This window comes from Actinomadura oligospora ATCC 43269 (genome assembly GCF_000518265.1).
Classification (GTDB): domain Bacteria; phylum Actinomycetota; class Actinomycetes; order Streptosporangiales; family Streptosporangiaceae; genus Spirillospora; species Spirillospora oligospora.
Window position 1 is genome coordinate 25,595 of the sequence record NZ_JADG01000003.1, and the last position, 14,666, is coordinate 40,260.

Annotated in this window: 14 protein-coding genes; 10 read left to right on the top strand and 4 right to left on the bottom strand. The window is 73.4% G+C overall.

The window, feature by feature from the left end; translation table 11 throughout:
* The first annotated feature begins 69 nt into the window (after positions 1–69).
* Positions 70–1,188, top strand: coding sequence for a LacI family DNA-binding transcriptional regulator (locus tag P696_RS0100110; protein ID WP_026410752.1), 1,119 nt, complete (start codon positions 70–72; stop codon positions 1,186–1,188).
* A 35-nt stretch (positions 1,189–1,223) separates the two neighbouring features.
* Here the strand turns inward: P696_RS0100110 and P696_RS0100115 are convergent, their stop codons facing one another.
* The gene (locus P696_RS0100115) at positions 1,224–1,952 is read right to left on the bottom strand and encodes a TetR/AcrR family transcriptional regulator (protein WP_026410753.1); all 729 of its coding nucleotides are present in this window, start codon (positions 1,950–1,952) and stop codon (positions 1,224–1,226) included.
* Between the two features lie 124 nt (positions 1,953–2,076).
* Between P696_RS0100115 and P696_RS0100120 the strand changes: the two genes are divergently transcribed.
* The 6 genes from P696_RS0100120 (at position 2,077) to P696_RS42155 (ending at position 8,625) form a co-directional block, all read left to right on the top strand.
* Positions 2,077–3,714 (top strand): amidohydrolase, encoded by a 1,638-nt coding sequence (locus P696_RS0100120; RefSeq protein ID WP_026410754.1) that lies wholly within the window; start codon positions 2,077–2,079, stop codon positions 3,712–3,714.
* Positions 3,715–3,820: 106 nt separating this feature from the next.
* Positions 3,821–4,606 carry an SDR family NAD(P)-dependent oxidoreductase gene (locus P696_RS0100125; RefSeq protein ID WP_034482658.1) on the top strand — a complete coding sequence of 262 codons (786 nt, stop codon included), beginning with the start codon at positions 3,821–3,823 and terminating at the stop codon, positions 4,604–4,606.
* 138 nt (positions 4,607–4,744) lie between these two features.
* Positions 4,745–5,656 (top strand): SDR family oxidoreductase, encoded by a 912-nt coding sequence (locus P696_RS0100130; RefSeq protein WP_026410756.1) that lies wholly within the window; start codon positions 4,745–4,747, stop codon positions 5,654–5,656.
* Positions 5,653–6,609 carry an amidohydrolase family protein gene (locus P696_RS0100135; RefSeq protein WP_281174895.1) on the top strand — a complete coding sequence of 319 codons (957 nt, stop codon included), beginning with the start codon at positions 5,653–5,655 and terminating at the stop codon, positions 6,607–6,609. Before P696_RS0100130 ends, P696_RS0100135 begins: the two co-directional genes overlap by 4 nt.
* Before the next feature lie 4 nt (positions 6,610–6,613).
* Positions 6,614–8,137 carry an acyl-CoA synthetase gene (locus P696_RS0100140; protein WP_026410758.1) on the top strand — a complete coding sequence of 508 codons (1,524 nt, stop codon included), beginning with the start codon at positions 6,614–6,616 and terminating at the stop codon, positions 8,135–8,137.
* Positions 8,134–8,625 carry a MaoC family dehydratase gene (locus tag P696_RS42155; protein WP_051466443.1) on the top strand — a complete coding sequence of 164 codons (492 nt, stop codon included), beginning with the start codon at positions 8,134–8,136 and terminating at the stop codon, positions 8,623–8,625. Before P696_RS0100140 ends, P696_RS42155 begins: the two co-directional genes overlap by 4 nt.
* A gap of 25 nt (positions 8,626–8,650) precedes the next feature.
* Here P696_RS42155 and P696_RS42160 read toward each other — a convergent pair whose 3' ends face one another.
* Positions 8,651–9,271, bottom strand: coding sequence for a TetR/AcrR family transcriptional regulator (locus tag P696_RS42160; protein ID WP_051466445.1), 621 nt, complete (start codon positions 9,269–9,271; stop codon positions 8,651–8,653).
* A gap of 52 nt (positions 9,272–9,323) precedes the next feature.
* Between P696_RS42160 and P696_RS0100155 the strand changes: the two genes are divergently transcribed.
* Positions 9,324–10,730, top strand: coding sequence for an ABC1 kinase family protein (locus tag P696_RS0100155; protein ID WP_026410759.1), 1,407 nt, complete (start codon positions 9,324–9,326; stop codon positions 10,728–10,730).
* Positions 10,708–11,859, top strand: a complete 1,152-nt coding sequence (locus P696_RS42165; protein ID WP_051466449.1) for a cytochrome P450 — start codon at positions 10,708–10,710, stop codon at positions 11,857–11,859. Before P696_RS0100155 ends, P696_RS42165 begins: the two co-directional genes overlap by 23 nt.
* A 4-nt stretch (positions 11,860–11,863) precedes the next feature.
* Here the strand turns inward: P696_RS42165 and P696_RS0100165 are convergent, their stop codons facing one another.
* Positions 11,864–12,709: an SAM-dependent methyltransferase gene (locus P696_RS0100165; RefSeq protein WP_026410760.1), complete on the bottom strand. Its 846-nt coding sequence runs from the start codon at positions 12,707–12,709 to the stop codon at positions 11,864–11,866.
* Positions 12,710–12,944: 235 nt separating this feature from the next.
* On the opposite strand from P696_RS0100165, the gene P696_RS0100170 reads away from it, so the two are divergent.
* Positions 12,945–14,180, top strand: a complete 1,236-nt coding sequence (locus tag P696_RS0100170) for a chitinase (RefSeq protein WP_051466451.1) — start codon at positions 12,945–12,947, stop codon at positions 14,178–14,180.
* A gap of 29 nt (positions 14,181–14,209) precedes the next feature.
* Here P696_RS0100170 and P696_RS0100175 read toward each other — a convergent pair whose 3' ends face one another.
* Positions 14,210–14,602, bottom strand: a complete 393-nt coding sequence (locus P696_RS0100175; RefSeq protein ID WP_026410762.1) for a nuclear transport factor 2 family protein — start codon at positions 14,600–14,602, stop codon at positions 14,210–14,212.
* Positions 14,603–14,666: the final 64 nt, after the last annotated feature.

Sequence of the window (14,666 nt, forward strand, 5' to 3'; positions counted from 1 at the left end):
CTTTGAAGGAACGATTCCGCACAGGTGAAGCGGGGGTGAACCGGGACATGGCCGGGCTAGGATCCGGGCATGACCTCACCCTCGCCCAGGGTCCGGCTGGTGGACGTCGCGCGCGTCGCCGGAGTGTCCAAGACGACGGTCTCCGACGCGCTGAACGGCACCGGCCGCCTGCCCGCCGCCACGCGCGAGCACGTCCGCGAGGTCGCGCGCGGCCTCGGCTACCGGCCCAACGCCACGGCCCGCAGGCTGCGCGCCGGGCGGACCCGGCTGCTGGGCCTGGCCGCCCGCGAGTACGTGTGCTCCCCGTGGGTCTACGCGGAGCTCGCGTACTTCTCCCAGCTGACGACCGCGGTCACCCGGACGGCGCTGGAGCACGGCTACGGCGTGGTGCTGCTGCCGACCGCCGCGCCCGACGACTGCTGGCTGGACATGCCCCTGGACGGCGTGTTCGTCATCGACCCGGTCGCGGGCGACCCGCTGGTCGCCGACTTCCTGTCGGCGGGCGTCCCGGTCGTGAGCGACCGCCGCGCCCTGGAGGAGGCCGCGGCCCGAGCGCGCGAGGCCGGAGGAACGAGCGGCGACGGAACCGCGGGCACGCGGCCCGCCCGGTGGCTCGACTTCGACTACGAACGCGCGACGCTCGACGTCCTGGACCACCTGCGCGAGCAGGGCGCGGAACGGATCGCCCTGGTCACCGCCCGGTCGACGTCCTGCTTCTTCGAACGCTCCGGGGAGGCCTACGGCCGGTGGTGCGCCCAGAACGGCAGGGTCCCGGTCAGCGTCGCGACCGACGCGCCCGGCCCGGCGCACGTGCTCGCCGCGGTCGAGACCGTCTTCTCCGCCTCAGCCTCAGCCTCGGGCCCGGCCTCAGCCGCCGGGTCGCCGGACGCGCTGCTCGTGCTGACCGAGGTCAGCCCGCCGCTGCTGCTCGACGCCCTGCGCAGACTCGGCCGGTCGGTGCCGGACGATCTGCTGGTGGTGTGCGCGACCGAGGACCCGGCCGCCGCCTACACCGACCCGGGGATGAGCACGCTCGGCTACCTGCCCGTCGAGAGCGCGCGGGCCGGGGTCGAGCTGCTGGTGGACGCGATCGAGGGGCGTCCCGGCCCGGACGGCCGGCTGTTCGGGGCCCGGCTGGAGGTCCGCGCGTCGTCGCTGGCCGCGGGGGCTCGACGCCGGACGCGCTGAGCTGCTGCATGACGGCCATCAGAGTCCTCCCGCGGTCATCCGTCAATGGTGTTGTCGTAAGCGCGGGCCGCCGGAAGCCGGGCCTCCATGGCGTCCAGGAGCAGATCGAGGGTGAAGGGGTACACGCTGTGGCGCATGTCGGCGGCGAGCAGCTGCGAGGTCGCGGCGATGTGCGGATGCGTCTCCCGGCTGAGCCCGGCGTACCGCCCCCGCCAGACCCTCAGGTCGGCGTCCCGCGCGGCCGGGGGCATCGCGATGGCCGCCGCCTCCAGTGCGGCCAGGCCGAGCGCGTGGTCGATGAACGCGTGGTAGAGGATGACGGCCTCGGCGTCGGGGAACCCCGCCGAGCGCAGCACGCCGAGGATCGCCTCCACCGCGCGCATCTCGTTGTCGCGCCCGGTCGTGCGGTGCGCCGCGAGCATCGCCAGCTGCGGGTGCGCCTGGTAGGACGCGTGGATCCGCAGCCCGATCTCGCGCAGGTCGGCGCGCCATTCGCCGCTCGGCGTCCAGCCCGCCTGGGTGCGGCCGATCAGCTCGTCCGCGACGGCCAGCAGCAGGTCGTCGGTGTCGTGGAAGTACCGGTACAGCGCGCTCGGGTCGGCGCCGAGCGCCGCGCCGAGCCGCCGGACGGTCAGCGCCGCCGCGCCGTGCCGGGCGACCAGCCGCAGCGCGGTCTCCACGATGAGACGCTCGGACAGCACGGTGCCCTGCTTGGTCGGCCGCCTGCGGCGGCGCCGGTCCTCGGGGGTGACGCGTTCGCTCATGCCGGGGACTTTACGTCAACGTTATTGACGTTGCGAGGGCGGGCGGGTTTGCCTTGGCTGCCGTCCGGGCCGCCAGGCACACGGTTCGGACGCGACATCGACATCATCGACGGGAGCGACACCCATGACCCATGCCGATCTGGTCTTTCTCGGCGGACCCGTCCACACGGTGGACGCGGCCCGCACGCGAGCGACCGCCCTGGCCGTCCGGGGCGAGCGCATCGCCGCGGTCGGGCACGACGAGGTGCGCGACCTGGTCGGCCCGCGCACCGAGGTCGTCGACCTGGCCGGGAGGCTGCTGGTCCCCGGCTTCGTGGACGCGCACGTCCACGCGGTCGGCGGCGGCGTGGAACTCGGCGAGTGCGACCTGACCGGGACGGTCGTGGTGGCCGACTACCTCGAGGCCGTCCGCGCGTTCGCCGCCGCGCATCCGGACCGCGCGTGGATCACCGGCGGCGGCTGGTCGATGGAGAGCTTCGAGGGCGGGCTCCCCGACCGGCGGCTGCTCGACGCGGTCGTGCCCGACCGTCCCGTGTACCTGCTCAACCGCGACCACCACGGCGCCTGGTGCAACACCCGCGCGCTGGAGCTCGCCGGGCTCACCGCCGAGACGCCCGATCCGTCCGACGGGCGGATCGAGCGCGAGGCCGACGGCACGCCCAGCGGCGTCCTCCAGGAGGGCGCGACGGAACTGGTCGGACGGCTCGTCCCCGCGCGGACGCCCGCCGAGACCCTCGCCGGGCTCCTGCGCGCGCAGGAGCTGCTGCACTCGCTCGGCATCACCGGCTGGCAGGACGCGGCGGTCGGCTCGTTCGGCGGCTTCGCCGGGAACGACGAGGCGTACCTGGCCGCCGCGCGGGACGGAAGCCTCACCGCGCGGGTCAACGGCGCGCTGTGGTGGGAGCGCGAGCGCGGCGCGGAGCAGATCCCCGAACTGGTCGAGGCGCGGGCGCGGCTGCGCCACGGCCGGTTCCGCGCGGACACCGTGAAGATCATGCAGGACGGCGTCGCGGAGAACTTCACCGCCGCGATGACCGGCCCGTACCTGGACGCCTGCGGCTGCGCGACCGACAACTCCGGGCTCAGCTTCGTCGACCCCCTGGCGCTGCGCGGCCACGTGACCGAGCTGGACGCGCTGGGCTTCCAGGTGCACTTCCACGCGCTGGGGGACCGGGCCGTCCGGGAGGCGCTGGACGCGGTCGAGGCCGCGCGGACCGCCAACGGCCACCGCGGCACCCGGCACCACCTGGCGCACCTCCAGGTCGTCCACCCCGATGACGTGGCGCGGTTCGCCCGGCTCGGCGCGATCGCCAACATGCAGCCGCTCTGGGCCGCGCACGAGCCGCAGATGGACGAGCTGACCATCCCGTTCCTCGGCCCCGAGCGCGCCGCGTGGCAGTACCCGTTCGGCGACCTGCTGCGCGCGGGCGCGACGCTCGCCGCCGGGAGCGACTGGCCGGTGAGCAGCCCGAACCCGCTCGCGGGCATCCACGTCGCCGTCAACCGCAAGGAGCCGGGGACCCGCGACGACCGCGTCTTCCTGCCCGAGCAGCGCCTCGACCCGGTGACCGCGCTCGCCGCCTACACCGCCGGATCCGCGCACGTCAACGGCCAGGACGACGCGGGCAGCCTGCGCGTCGGCAACCTCGCCGACCTGGTGGTCCTGGACCGCGACATCCTCACCGGCCCGCCGGAGGAGATCGCCGAGGCCCGCGTCCTGGCCACCTACGTCGGCGGCGAGGCGGTGTACAGGGCGGGCTGACCGGCGAGCGCGGTGAGCGCGCGGTGAGGAGGCGGTGAGCGCCGCCCGGCACTGTCTCCTCATCGCCGGTCCGCACCGAGGACCGGCCGCCGAGAAGGAGACGGCAGTGGACACGTCGCAGGGCAAGCTCGACGGCAAGGTGGCGCTGGTGACCGGCGGCTCGCGGGGGATCGGCCGGGCGGTCGCGCTGCGGCTGGCCGCGGAGGGCGCGTTCGTGGCCGTCCACTACGGCAGCGACGCGGACGCGGCGAAGCGGACGGTCGCCGACATCGAGAAGGCGGGCGGCTCGGCGGTCGCGATCCAGGCCCGGTTCGGCGAGGACGGCGCGGTGGACCGCCTGTTCGACGCGCTCGTCCGCGAACTGGACGGACGCGGCCTGGACATCCTGGTCAACAACGCGGGCATCGCCTCGGCCAGCCCCGCCGCGGCGCTCACCCCGGACGAGCTCGACCGGCTGCTGAAGGTGAACGTCTCCGCGCCGTTCTTCGTGACCCAGCGCGCGACGCCGCTGCTGAACGACGGCGGCCGGATCATCAACATGGGCTCGGTCGCCAGCCGGATGGCCGTGTCGGTGCAGATCGGCTACACCCTCACCAAGGCCGCCCTCGAGTCCCTGACGCCCACCCTCGCCAACGACCTCGGACGGCGCGGCATCACGGTGAACACCGTCGCGCCCGGCGCGATCCGCACCGACATGACCGCCGGGTACTTCGCGATCCCCGAGGCCGCCGCCGGGCTGGCGTCGATCACCGCGCTCGGCCGCCTCGGCGAGCCCGAGGACGTGTCGGACGTCGTGGGGTTCCTCGCCGGACCGGACGCCCGCTACATCACCGGCCAGACCATCGACGTCTCCGGCGGCACCTGGCTCGGCCCCATCGTCCCGTCCGCGTGAGGCCCCCTCCGGGCGCTTATGTCAACGCTATTGACGTAGTTCGCCGGGACCGGCTTCCCTGGCTCCTGCCGCGCCCCGTCCGGGGCGCGCAGGAGGACACGGCGGGGGCGGGCGCCCTCGCCGCGAAGGGAGGACGCTGTGGACCTGAACGGCAGGACGGTCATCGTCACGGGGGCGGGGAGCGGGCTCGGCCGCGCCTACGCGCTCGCGCTCGGCGCGGCCGGGGCCGCCGTCGTCGTCAACGACGTCGACGCCGAGGCGGCCGGGCGGGTGGCCGGGGAGATCGAGGCGGCGGGCGGGCGCGCGGTCGCCGAGCCCGGCGCGGTCGGGCCCGCCGAGGTCGCCGAGCCGCTCGCGGACCGCGCGGTCACCGCGTTCGGGCGACTGGACGCCCTGGTCACCAACGCGGGCATCCTGCGCGACCGGGTGCTCTGGAAGATGTCCGACGAGGACTTCGACGCGGTGCTCGACGTCCACCTGCGCGGCACGTTCACCTGCGTGCGGGCCGCCGTCCGGCGGATGCGCGACCAGGGCGAGGGCGGACGGATCATCGTCGTCGGGTCGCCCGCCGGACAGCGCGGGAACTTCGGCCAGACCAACTACTCGGCGGCGAAGGCCGCGATCGTCGGCATGGTCCGCACCTGGGCGATGGAACTGGCCAAGGCCGGGATCACCGTGAACGCGGTCGTCCCGGTCGCCGCGACGGCGATGACCAAGACCATCCCGGCGTTCGCGCCGCACATCGAGGCGTGGGAGGAGCGCGGCGAGCCGTTCCCGGCGTGGCTGCGCGCCGCCGAGGGGTTCGGGCTGCCCGAGGACGTCGCGGCCCTGCCGGTGTTCCTGGCGTCCGACGCGTCCGCGGGGGTGACAGGCCAGGCCATCGGCATCGGCGGCGACCGGCTCTCGCTCTGGTCGCACCCGCAGGAGGTCGCCGTCGCCTACCGGACCGGGGGCTGGACGGCCGACGACATCGCCACCGCCTGGCCGACCGGCGTCGGCGCCGCGGCGCAGACCGTCGGCATCCCCGCACCGAAGGACCCGAACGCGTGAGCCCCGCCGATGTGAACCCGGCCGATGTGAGTGATGATGGTGTGGAGCCCAACGGCGTGGGAGCGGCCGGTGTGAACCTCGACGAGATCGTCGCGATCGACGTGCACACGCACGCGGAGGTCTCCTCGTCCGGGCATCCGTCGCTGCCGCCGTACCTGATGGAGGCGTCCGAGAAGTACTTCGGCGCGCAGGGGCACCGGCAGCCGGCCATCGACGAGACGGCCGCGTACTACCGCGAGCGGAACATGGCGGCCGTGGTGTTCACCGTGGACGCCGAGCACGCGACCGGGCACCCGCCGATCCCGAACGAGGAGGTCGCGGAGGGCTGCGCGCGGCACCCGGGCACGCTCATCCCGTTCGCGAGCCTCGACCCCTGGCGCGGGAAGGCGGCCGTCCGCGCCGCGCGGCGGCTGGTCGAGGAGCACGGCGCGCGCGGCTTCAAGTTCCACCCGAGCCTCCAGGGATTCCACCCGAACGACCGGATGGCCTACCCGCTGTACGAGGCCATCGAGGAGCTGGGCGTCCCCGCCCTCTTCCACACCGGGCAGACCGGCATCGGCGCTGACGTGCCGGGCGGAGGGGGCATCCGGCTCGCGCCGTCGAACCCCATGCTCGTGGACGACGTGGCGGCGGGCTTCCCCGGGCTCCGGATCGTCCTGGCGCATCCGTCCTTCCCCTGGCAGGACGAGGCGCTCGCGGTGGCGCTCCACAAGGAGCACGTGCACATCGACCTGTCGGGCTGGTCGCCGAAGTACTTCCCGCCGCAGCTCGTCCGGTACGCGAACTCGCTGCTGCAGGACAAGGTGCTGTTCGGGTCCGACCATCCGGTGATCACCCCGGACCGGTGGCTGCGCGACTTCGAGGGGCTGGACATCAAACCCGGGGTGCGGCGGAAGATCCTCAAGACGAACGCGGCGCGGCTGCTCGGGCTCGCCGCCCCTGAGGAGGTGTAGCGCCATGCGAGACCAGGGCATCGGCTCGTGGACGGCCCGCCGCGCCCGCAAGACCCCGGATCGGATCGCGATCGTCCATGAGGAGACCCGGCGCACCTACGGTGAGCTGCACGAACGCGTGTGCCGCCTGGCGAACGCGCTACGCGGCTTGGGCGTGCGGCAGGGCGACCGGGTCGCGTTCCTCGGCCCGAACCACCCCGCCTTCCTGGAGACGCTGTTCGCGGCGGGCGCGCTCGGCGCGGTCTTCGTCCCGCTGAACACGCGCCTGGCGGTCCCGGAACTGGAGCACAACCTGACCGACTCGGGCAGCGGTGTGCTCGTCCACGCCCCCGAGCAGGCGGAGGCCGCCGCCGGGGCCGCCGGGTCCGTCCGGCACCGGATCGCGCTCGCCGGTCCGGACGGAGAAGGCGTCCTCGGTTACGAGGACCTGCTGGCCGGGGCGTCCGCAGAGCCGCTCGACACCCCGGTGAGCCTGGACGACCCGTGCCTGATCATGTACACGTCGGGGACCACCGGACGGGCCAAGGGCGCCGTCCTCACCCACGGCAACATCACCTGGAACAGCGTCAACGTCCTGGTGGACGTCGACCTGGCCGGGGATGAGACGACCCTTGTCGCCGCTCCGCTGTTCCACGCCGGGGCGCTGAACATGACCTGCCTGCCGACGCTGCTCAAGGGCGGGACGGTCGTGCTGATGTCCGCGTTCGACCCGGGGCGGGCGCTCGCAGAGATCGAGGCGCACCGCGTCACGTACATGTTCGGCGTGCCGGTCATGTTCGACGCGATGGCCGCGCACCCCGGCTGGCCGTCCGCCGACCTCACCAGCCTGCGTCAGCTCAACTGCGGCGGCGCGCCCGTGCCGCTCGGCACCATCGGCGTCTACCGGGAGCGCGGGCTCGCGTTCAGCCAGGGCTACGGCATGACCGAGGCGTCCCCGGGCGTCCTGTTCCTGGACAAGGCCGACGCGACACGTAAGGCGGGCACGGCGGGCGTCCCGCACTTCTTCACCGGCGTCCGGATCGTGGACCCCGCCGGACGGGACGTCCCGCCGGGGGAGAAGGGCGAGATCCTCGTCTCCGGCCCCACGGTGATGCGCGGCTACTGGGGCCGTCCCGACGAGACCGCGCGCGTGCTGGCCGGGGGCTGGTTCCACTCCGGCGACGTCGCGACCGCCGACGAGGACGGCCACGTCGCCATCGTGGACCGGATCAAGGACGTGATCATCTCGGGCGGGGAGAACGTCTACCCCGCCGAGGTCGAGGCCGTGCTCGCCCGGCATCCGGACGTGGCCGAGTGCGCCGTCGTCGGCGTCCCCGACGAGCGCTGGGGCCAGGTCGGCCGGGCCGTCGTCGTCCCGCGCCCGGGCACGTCCCCGGGCGAGGCGGAGATCCTCGCCTTCCTGCGCGAACACCTCGCCGGCTACAAGGTGCCGAAGTCGGTCGTCCTCGCCGCGGGCCTGCCCCGCAACCCCACCGGCAAGATCATCAAGCGGGCCCTGCTCGCCCACCTCGGAAAGGACCCAGCATGAGCTCCGACACCGCCCCCGCCACCGGCCCCGACACCACCGTCGCCCACGGCCTCGCCGGACTCCTCGCGCTGCGCGGAACCGACCTCGGCCACACCGCCTGGACCGAGATCGCCCAGGACCGGGTGAACACCTTCGCCGACGCCACCGGCGACCACCAGTGGATCCACACCGATCCGGCGCGCGCGGCGGACGGCCCGTTCGGCGGCACGATCGCGCACGGCTACCTCACCCTCGCCCTGCTCATCCCGCTGTTCGGCGAGCTGCTGACGATCGACGGCGTCAACATGAGCGTCAACTACGGGCTGAACAAGGTGCGCTTCCCGGCGCCGGTCCCGGTCGGCGCGAGGATCCGGCTGCGCGGCGTCGTCGCCGACGTGACCGAGGTGAAGGGCGACGGCGTCGAGATGACGCTCGACTTCACGATGGAGACCGACCGGAGCGACAAGCCCGCGCTCGTCGCCCAGGCCGTCTACCGCCACTACGCCTGACACCCGAACCTCGCCCGGCCCGGCGTCAGCCCCGGCCGGTCGGGGGCCTGTTCTCGTCCGGGGTCAGCATGCCGTGCATCATCTCGACCCAGGTGGCGACGAACGTCTCGTCGTCCACGCCGACCGAGGAGACCTTCAGCAGGCCGCTCATGACGCGGGACGAGAACAGGGCCCCGAGCCCGACCGACGCGACGGCGGCGGCGCGCTCCCCGGGGACGCCGGCGCTGTCCCGGAGCCAGGCGGTGAACTCGGTGAACGTCGTGTTCACCAGCTGGCGGACCGCGTCCTCGACGATCTCCGGACGGCTGCGCGCCTCGGTCAGCATGATGCGCAGCAGCTCCTCCTCGCCGTCCAGCTCGGCCAGCACGTAGCGCGCGCTCAGCGTCAGCTCGGCGCGCAGGTCGCCGAGGCCACCGAGCACCCGGCGGATGTCGCGCAGGGCGTCCAGCCGGCTCAGGTTGCGCTCGATGCCCGCCCGGAGCAGTTCCTCCTTGGTGCGGAAGTGGTGGTAGAGGCCGCCCGCGCCGGGGGTCAGCCCGGCGGCCCGCTCGATCTGCGCGACGCTCGTGCCGCGGTAGCCCTGCTCGCCGAACAGCCGCATGGCCGCGTCGAGGATCCGGTCCCGGGTCGGGGTTGACGACGTCATCTCCTAAGTAAACACTGAGGAGTAGACAGTGTCCACTTACGGGGGCTCATCGATGACCGAACAAGGCTGGTCCCATGTCGTGCGGCGCGGCCGGGTGTCCCGGGCCGCGCCGCTGCTGGGCGCCGCGAGCCGGACGGCGGGGGAGGCGATCGTCGCGTCCCTGCGCGGACGCCGCGACACCGGGTTCCACGAACGTGTCGCCGAGCGGTACGCGCAGCGGCTCGGCCGGTCCAAGGGCGTCCTGATGAAGGCCGGGCAGCTGCTGTCGTTCGTCAGCTTCACCCCCGCCGTGGACGGCCAGTACGCGCCGATCTACCGCGCCGCCCTCGCCCGGCTCCAGGACGACGCGCCCCCGATGCCCTACGCGGACGCCGCCGCGGTGGTCACCGCCGAACTGGGCGCGCCGCCGGAGGAGCTGTTCGCCGAGTTCGACCGCGAGCCGCTCGCCGCCGCGTCCATCGGGCAGGTGCACGCGGCGACGCTCCAGGAGGGACGCCGCGTCGCGGTGAAGGTGCAGTACCCGGGCGTGGCGGAGGCCATCCGCGCCGACCTGGCGAACACCGAGCTGCTCGTCGGCTTCTTCGGCCTGGCGCGCTCGATGGCCCCCGCCCTGACCCGCATGGACCTGCGCGGCCTCGCCCACGAGGTGTCCGAACGCATCGGCGCGGAGCTGGACTACCGCGCCGAGGCCGCCAGCCAGGCCGAGTTCGCCGGGATCTACCGGGGACACCCGTTCATCCGCGTGCCCGAGATCGTTCCGGAGCTGTGCGCCGACCGCGTCCTGACGATGGAGCTGTCGGACGGGATGCGCTGGCAGAAGGCCCTCACCGCCGAGCCCGCGCTGCGCGACCGGTGGGCCGAGGCGCTCTACCGCTTCACGATCGGCTCGCTGCGCCGGGTCGGGCTGTTCAACGCCGACCCGCATCCCGGCAACTACCTGTTCCACGAGGACGGCACCGTCACCTTCCTCGACTTCGGCTGCGTCAAGCGCTTCACCCCGCGGCAGGTCGCCGAGATCTGCGCGATGGTGACCGCCGCCGTGGACGACGACGCCGACGGGTTCGCCGCCGTGATGCGCGACACCGGGTTCCTGCCGGCGGGCGACGGGAACCTCGACCCGGCCGAGGTGGTCGCCTGGTTCCGGACGTCCCTGAACTCGCTGGTCGAGCCGCAGCCGTTCACCTTCACCCCGGAGCGGACGGCGGCCACGATCGCGAGCGCGTACTCGCCGAGCGGACGGTACGGGCCGCTCGTCCGGAAGCTGAGCCTGCCGCCCGAGTTCATGCTGCTCATGCGCATCGAGCTGGGCATGAACGCCGTCCTCGGCGAACTGAACGCCACCGGTCCCTGGCTGGACATCTGCGCCGAATGGGACCGCGGCGGCCCGCCCGCGACGCCGTACGGCGAGCTCGACCAGGCGTTCTGGAAGGAGCATCATGCAGGCCGCAGCCTCGCCTGAAACGACGGCTTCGCCTGAGGCGACGGCCTCGTCCGACGCGACGGCTTCGTCGGGCGCGAGGGTCGTCCGGGACGAGGCGCTCGACGCGTTCGTCGTCTCCGGCTTCGACGAGGCCGCGCGGGTGCTGCGCGAACCCGGCTGGAGCAGCGACCCGCGCCGGATCACCGGGCGGCCCCTCGACGTGCCGCCCGGCGTGCTCCTGTTCCTGGACCCGCCCGACCACACCCGGCTGCGCCGCCTGCTCAGCCCCGCGTTCACCCCGCGCGCGGTCGGGCGGCTGCGGACGCGCGTCGCCGCCATCGCCGACGCCGTCCTGGACGGCCTGTTCGCCGACGGGAACCGGGCGGACCTGATGACCGAGGCCGCCCACCTGGTCCCGCTCGCCGTCATCGCCGAACTCCTGGACGTCGGCGCGGAGGGCGCGCGGGTCTTCCGCGACCAGACGCCGGGGCTCGTCCGGATGCTGGAGGTCGCCCCGACCAGGGAGGACGTCGAGCGCGGAGTGGAGGCGTCCGACGAGGTCATGATGTTCCTGCTGCCGCTGCTGGTGGAGCGTCGCCGTGACCCCGGCGACGACTTCGTCAGCGCCCTGGTGAGGACGGACGAGCTGAGCCTCGAAGAGCTGCTCGCCACCTGCGTCCTGCTGCTCGCGGCCGGGCACGAGACGACCGCGAACCTCATCGGCAACGGCGCGCACGCCCTGCTGGGCGACCCCGGTCATATCGCCCACCTGCACGCCGACCCGGCGCGCGCCGTCGAGGAGCTGTTGCGCGCCGAGCCGCCCGTCCGGCTCGCGGGACGCGTCGCGCTCACCGACCACGAGCTGGACGGCGTGCGCGTCCCGGCGGGGTCGCGCGTGATCGTCCGGATCGACGCCGCCAACCGCGATCCGCGCCGGTTCGCCGATCCCGACCGGCTGGACCTCTCCCGCGCCCCCGGGCCGCACCTGGCGTTCGGCGGCGGCCACCACTACTGCCTGGGCGCGGCGCTGGCCCGGCTCGAGACGGCCGAGACCCTGACGCGCCTGTTCACACGGTTCCCGGAGCTGGCGCTCGCCGGTCCCGAGCCGCGCCGGCGGACGTCGAGCACCTTCCTCGGGTGGTCGGAGCTGATCGTCCGGCCCGGGTGAGCGGTCAGGCGTCCTTGCGGAGGAGGCCGCCGTACTCGTGGCCGGGGAAGTGGGCGGACGCGCCGAGGAACCGCTCCAGGTCGGCCGGGACGGGCGGCAGCGGCGGCTGGGACGGGTCCGGGCGCCAGTCCTTGATGTTGACCAGGCCCGGCTCCACCGGCGTCAGCCCGGACAGCAGTTCGTCCACCTCACCGGGAGAGCGCGTCCGCCACGGCATGCCGTTCGTGTTGGCCTGCTCGTCCATCGCGGCGCGGATCGCCGCGTCCGCGGTGACGATCTGGGTGAACGCCAGGTGGGAGCCGGGGACGGCGACGTCGTCCACGATGTGCCGCAGCAGGCCGCGCGGGTCCATGTCGTCCAGGAGGTGGTGGCCGACCGACAGCCACAGGACCGCGACCGGCTCGCCGAAGTCGATCAGCCGCTTCACGCCCGGGTCGGACAGGATGCGGTCCTGGTCGCGGAAATCGGCGGCGACGAACGCGGTCGTGTCGTCCTCCGCCATCAGCGCGCGGCCGTAGCTGAGCACGGTCGGGTCGTTGTCGACGTAGACGACGCGCGAGCCCGGCCCGAACTCGGCCGCGACCTGGTGGACGTTGTTGTTGGTCGGCAGCCCGCAGCCCATGTCGAGGAACTGCCGGATCCCCGCCTCGGCCGCCAGGTGGCGGACCAGCCGGTACAGGAACAGGCGGTTGTCGCGGGCGATGTCCACGATCCCCGGGAAGTGGGGGAGTGACTGGAGGGCGAACCGGCGGTCCACCTCGTACCAGTCCTTGCCGCCGAGCGACATGCCGTACAGGCGCGCCGACGACGGCGTGTTGTGAATGTCGGCGATGGCGTCGCTGCTACTCATCGGGACTCCGGTCGGGCGGGCGGCGAAGGCACATTCCGGACGCCACGCTACCGGCCGTCCCGCCGCCGCGAGGGAGTTCCATGATCTTGGTGTCGCGGACCTGTCCGCTTCGGGCCACGCCGGACGGCCCGGGGGACGGGTGACAAGCCCGGGCCGCGGGCGTATCAATAGGAAACCTTCTTAAATGCTGCGCCGCCGGGGGAGCGCTCGCCCGTCCTCGAAGGAGGCTCCCCCGATGGCTCCGACAACCCCGTCCGGCGCATCGTCCCGGCGCGCCGGGATCCTCCGCGCGCTCGCGGCCCTCGCGGTCGCCGTCCTCGCCGTGGCCCTGGCGGTCGCGCTGCGTCCCGGCGCCGCGCGGGCCGACGTCACCCGCAACTGGTACGGGGCCGCGCCCTACGTGATGCCGCTGGACAACGCCCCGCCCGACCTGTCCCAGGTCATGGCGGCGACCTCGCAGAAGTCCTTCGAGCTGGCCTTCATCCTCGCCTCGGGGAACTCCTGCTCACCGGCGTGGGACGGCACCGCGCCCGTCTCGTCCGACACGGCGGTCGGCGCGGTCATCAACACCGTCCGGGCGGCCGGGGGCGACGTGTCGATCTCGATCGGCGGCTACAACGGCACCAAGCTCGGCCAGGTCTGCTCGGGCGCCGCCGCCACGGCCGCCGCATACCAGCAGGTCATCAGCAAGTACTCGCTCAAGGCCATCGACTTCGACCTCGAGGAGCCCGAGTACGAGAACAGCGCCGCCGTCTCCAACGAGCTGGGTGCGGCGCAGATCCTCCAGCGGAACAACCCCGGGTTGTACGTGTCGGTGACGACCGCCGGGACGGCCTCGGGCACCGGCTGGTTCGGCACGCAGATGCTGAACACGGCCAAGGGCCTCGGCTTCACGCCGGACAACTACGCGATCATGCAGTTCGACGGCGGTTTCAGCGGATCGTCGTCGCAGATCTCGGCGCTGGAGAACTTCCACTCGCTGCTCATGAGCACCTTCGGCTGGGACGGCGCCACCGCCTACCAGCACGAGGGGTTCTCCGGCATGAACGGCCGCTCGGACTCCGGCGAGTACTTCTCCCAGGCCGACTTCCAGGCCGTCCTGAACTACGCGACGAGCCACCACCTGAGCCGCTTCACGTTCTGGTCGGTGAACCGCGACCGCCAGTGCGTCCCGCCCGACAACAACGGCCGGACGTCCGGGACGTGCAGCAGCGTCGCGCAGGGAGCATGGGACTTCACCAGGTTCACCGCCGCGTTCGCGGGCGCGACCCCGCCCACCTCACCGCCGACGACCCCGCCGACCAGTCCGCCGCCCGGGACCTGCACCGCCCCGGCGTGGAACGCCACGACGGCCTACAACGGGGGCGCCGTCGTGAGCTACCAGACCCACACATGGCAGGCCAAGTGGTGGACCTACGCCGACGTCCCGGGAGGCCCGGCCGGAGTCTGGGCCGACCAGGGCGCCTGCTGAGCGGCGCGGGACGCGCGGGGCGCCCGGCCTCAGCCGCCGAGCGCCTCGCGCTCGATCCGCTCGAACTGCGCGCCCATGGCCTCGGCCAGCGCGTTCGCGCCGGACAGCGGACGCACCATGACGGTGAGCTCGTCGATCAGCCCGTCCTCGCGGACGTGGACGAAGTCGCAGCCGTGCACCTCGCGCCCGCCGACGGTCGTGCGGAACACGAACGCGTGGTCGCGGCCGTCCGGATCGGAGATCTCCCGGACGTACCGGAGGTCCTCGAACACGCGCAGCACGCCGCGCAGGATCGCCATCGTGATCGGCTTGCCGGTGTAGGGCTTGAACACGACCGGGCTGGTGAACACCACGTCGTCGGCGAGCAGCGCCTCCATGGCGGCCATGTCGTGCGCCTCGGCGGCCTTCCGGAACGGATGCATGCCTCACCCCTGCTCAAATCGAGTCCGACCACGTGCCCGCAGGCTAGCACACGCACCTAATCAA

What these genes read in the sequence shown, in the direction of transcription:
- P696_RS42155 (WP_051466443.1), top strand. Translation starts at nt 8,134, where the DNA reads ATGAGCTCCGACACCGCCCCCGCCACCGGCCCCGACACCACCGTCGCC.
- P696_RS0100170 (WP_051466451.1), top strand. Translation starts at nt 12,945, where the DNA reads ATGGCTCCGACAACCCCGTCCGGCGCATCGTCCCGGCGCGCCGGGATC.
- P696_RS0100155 (WP_026410759.1), top strand. Translation starts at nt 9,324, where the DNA reads ATGACCGAACAAGGCTGGTCCCATGTCGTGCGGCGCGGCCGGGTGTCC.
- P696_RS0100115 (WP_026410753.1), bottom strand. Translation starts at nt 1,952, where the DNA reads ATGAGCGAACGCGTCACCCCCGAGGACCGGCGCCGCCGCAGGCGGCCG.
- P696_RS0100140 (WP_026410758.1), top strand. Translation starts at nt 6,614, where the DNA reads ATGCGAGACCAGGGCATCGGCTCGTGGACGGCCCGCCGCGCCCGCAAG.
- P696_RS0100110 (WP_026410752.1), top strand. Translation starts at nt 70, where the DNA reads ATGACCTCACCCTCGCCCAGGGTCCGGCTGGTGGACGTCGCGCGCGTC.
- P696_RS42165 (WP_051466449.1), top strand. Translation starts at nt 10,708, where the DNA reads ATGCAGGCCGCAGCCTCGCCTGAAACGACGGCTTCGCCTGAGGCGACG.
- P696_RS42160 (WP_051466445.1), bottom strand. Translation starts at nt 9,271, where the DNA reads ATGACGTCGTCAACCCCGACCCGGGACCGGATCCTCGACGCGGCCATG.
- P696_RS0100120 (WP_026410754.1), top strand. Translation starts at nt 2,077, where the DNA reads ATGACCCATGCCGATCTGGTCTTTCTCGGCGGACCCGTCCACACGGTG.
- P696_RS0100175 (WP_026410762.1), bottom strand. Translation starts at nt 14,602, where the DNA reads ATGCATCCGTTCCGGAAGGCCGCCGAGGCGCACGACATGGCCGCCATG.
- P696_RS0100165 (WP_026410760.1), bottom strand. Translation starts at nt 12,709, where the DNA reads ATGAGTAGCAGCGACGCCATCGCCGACATTCACAACACGCCGTCGTCG.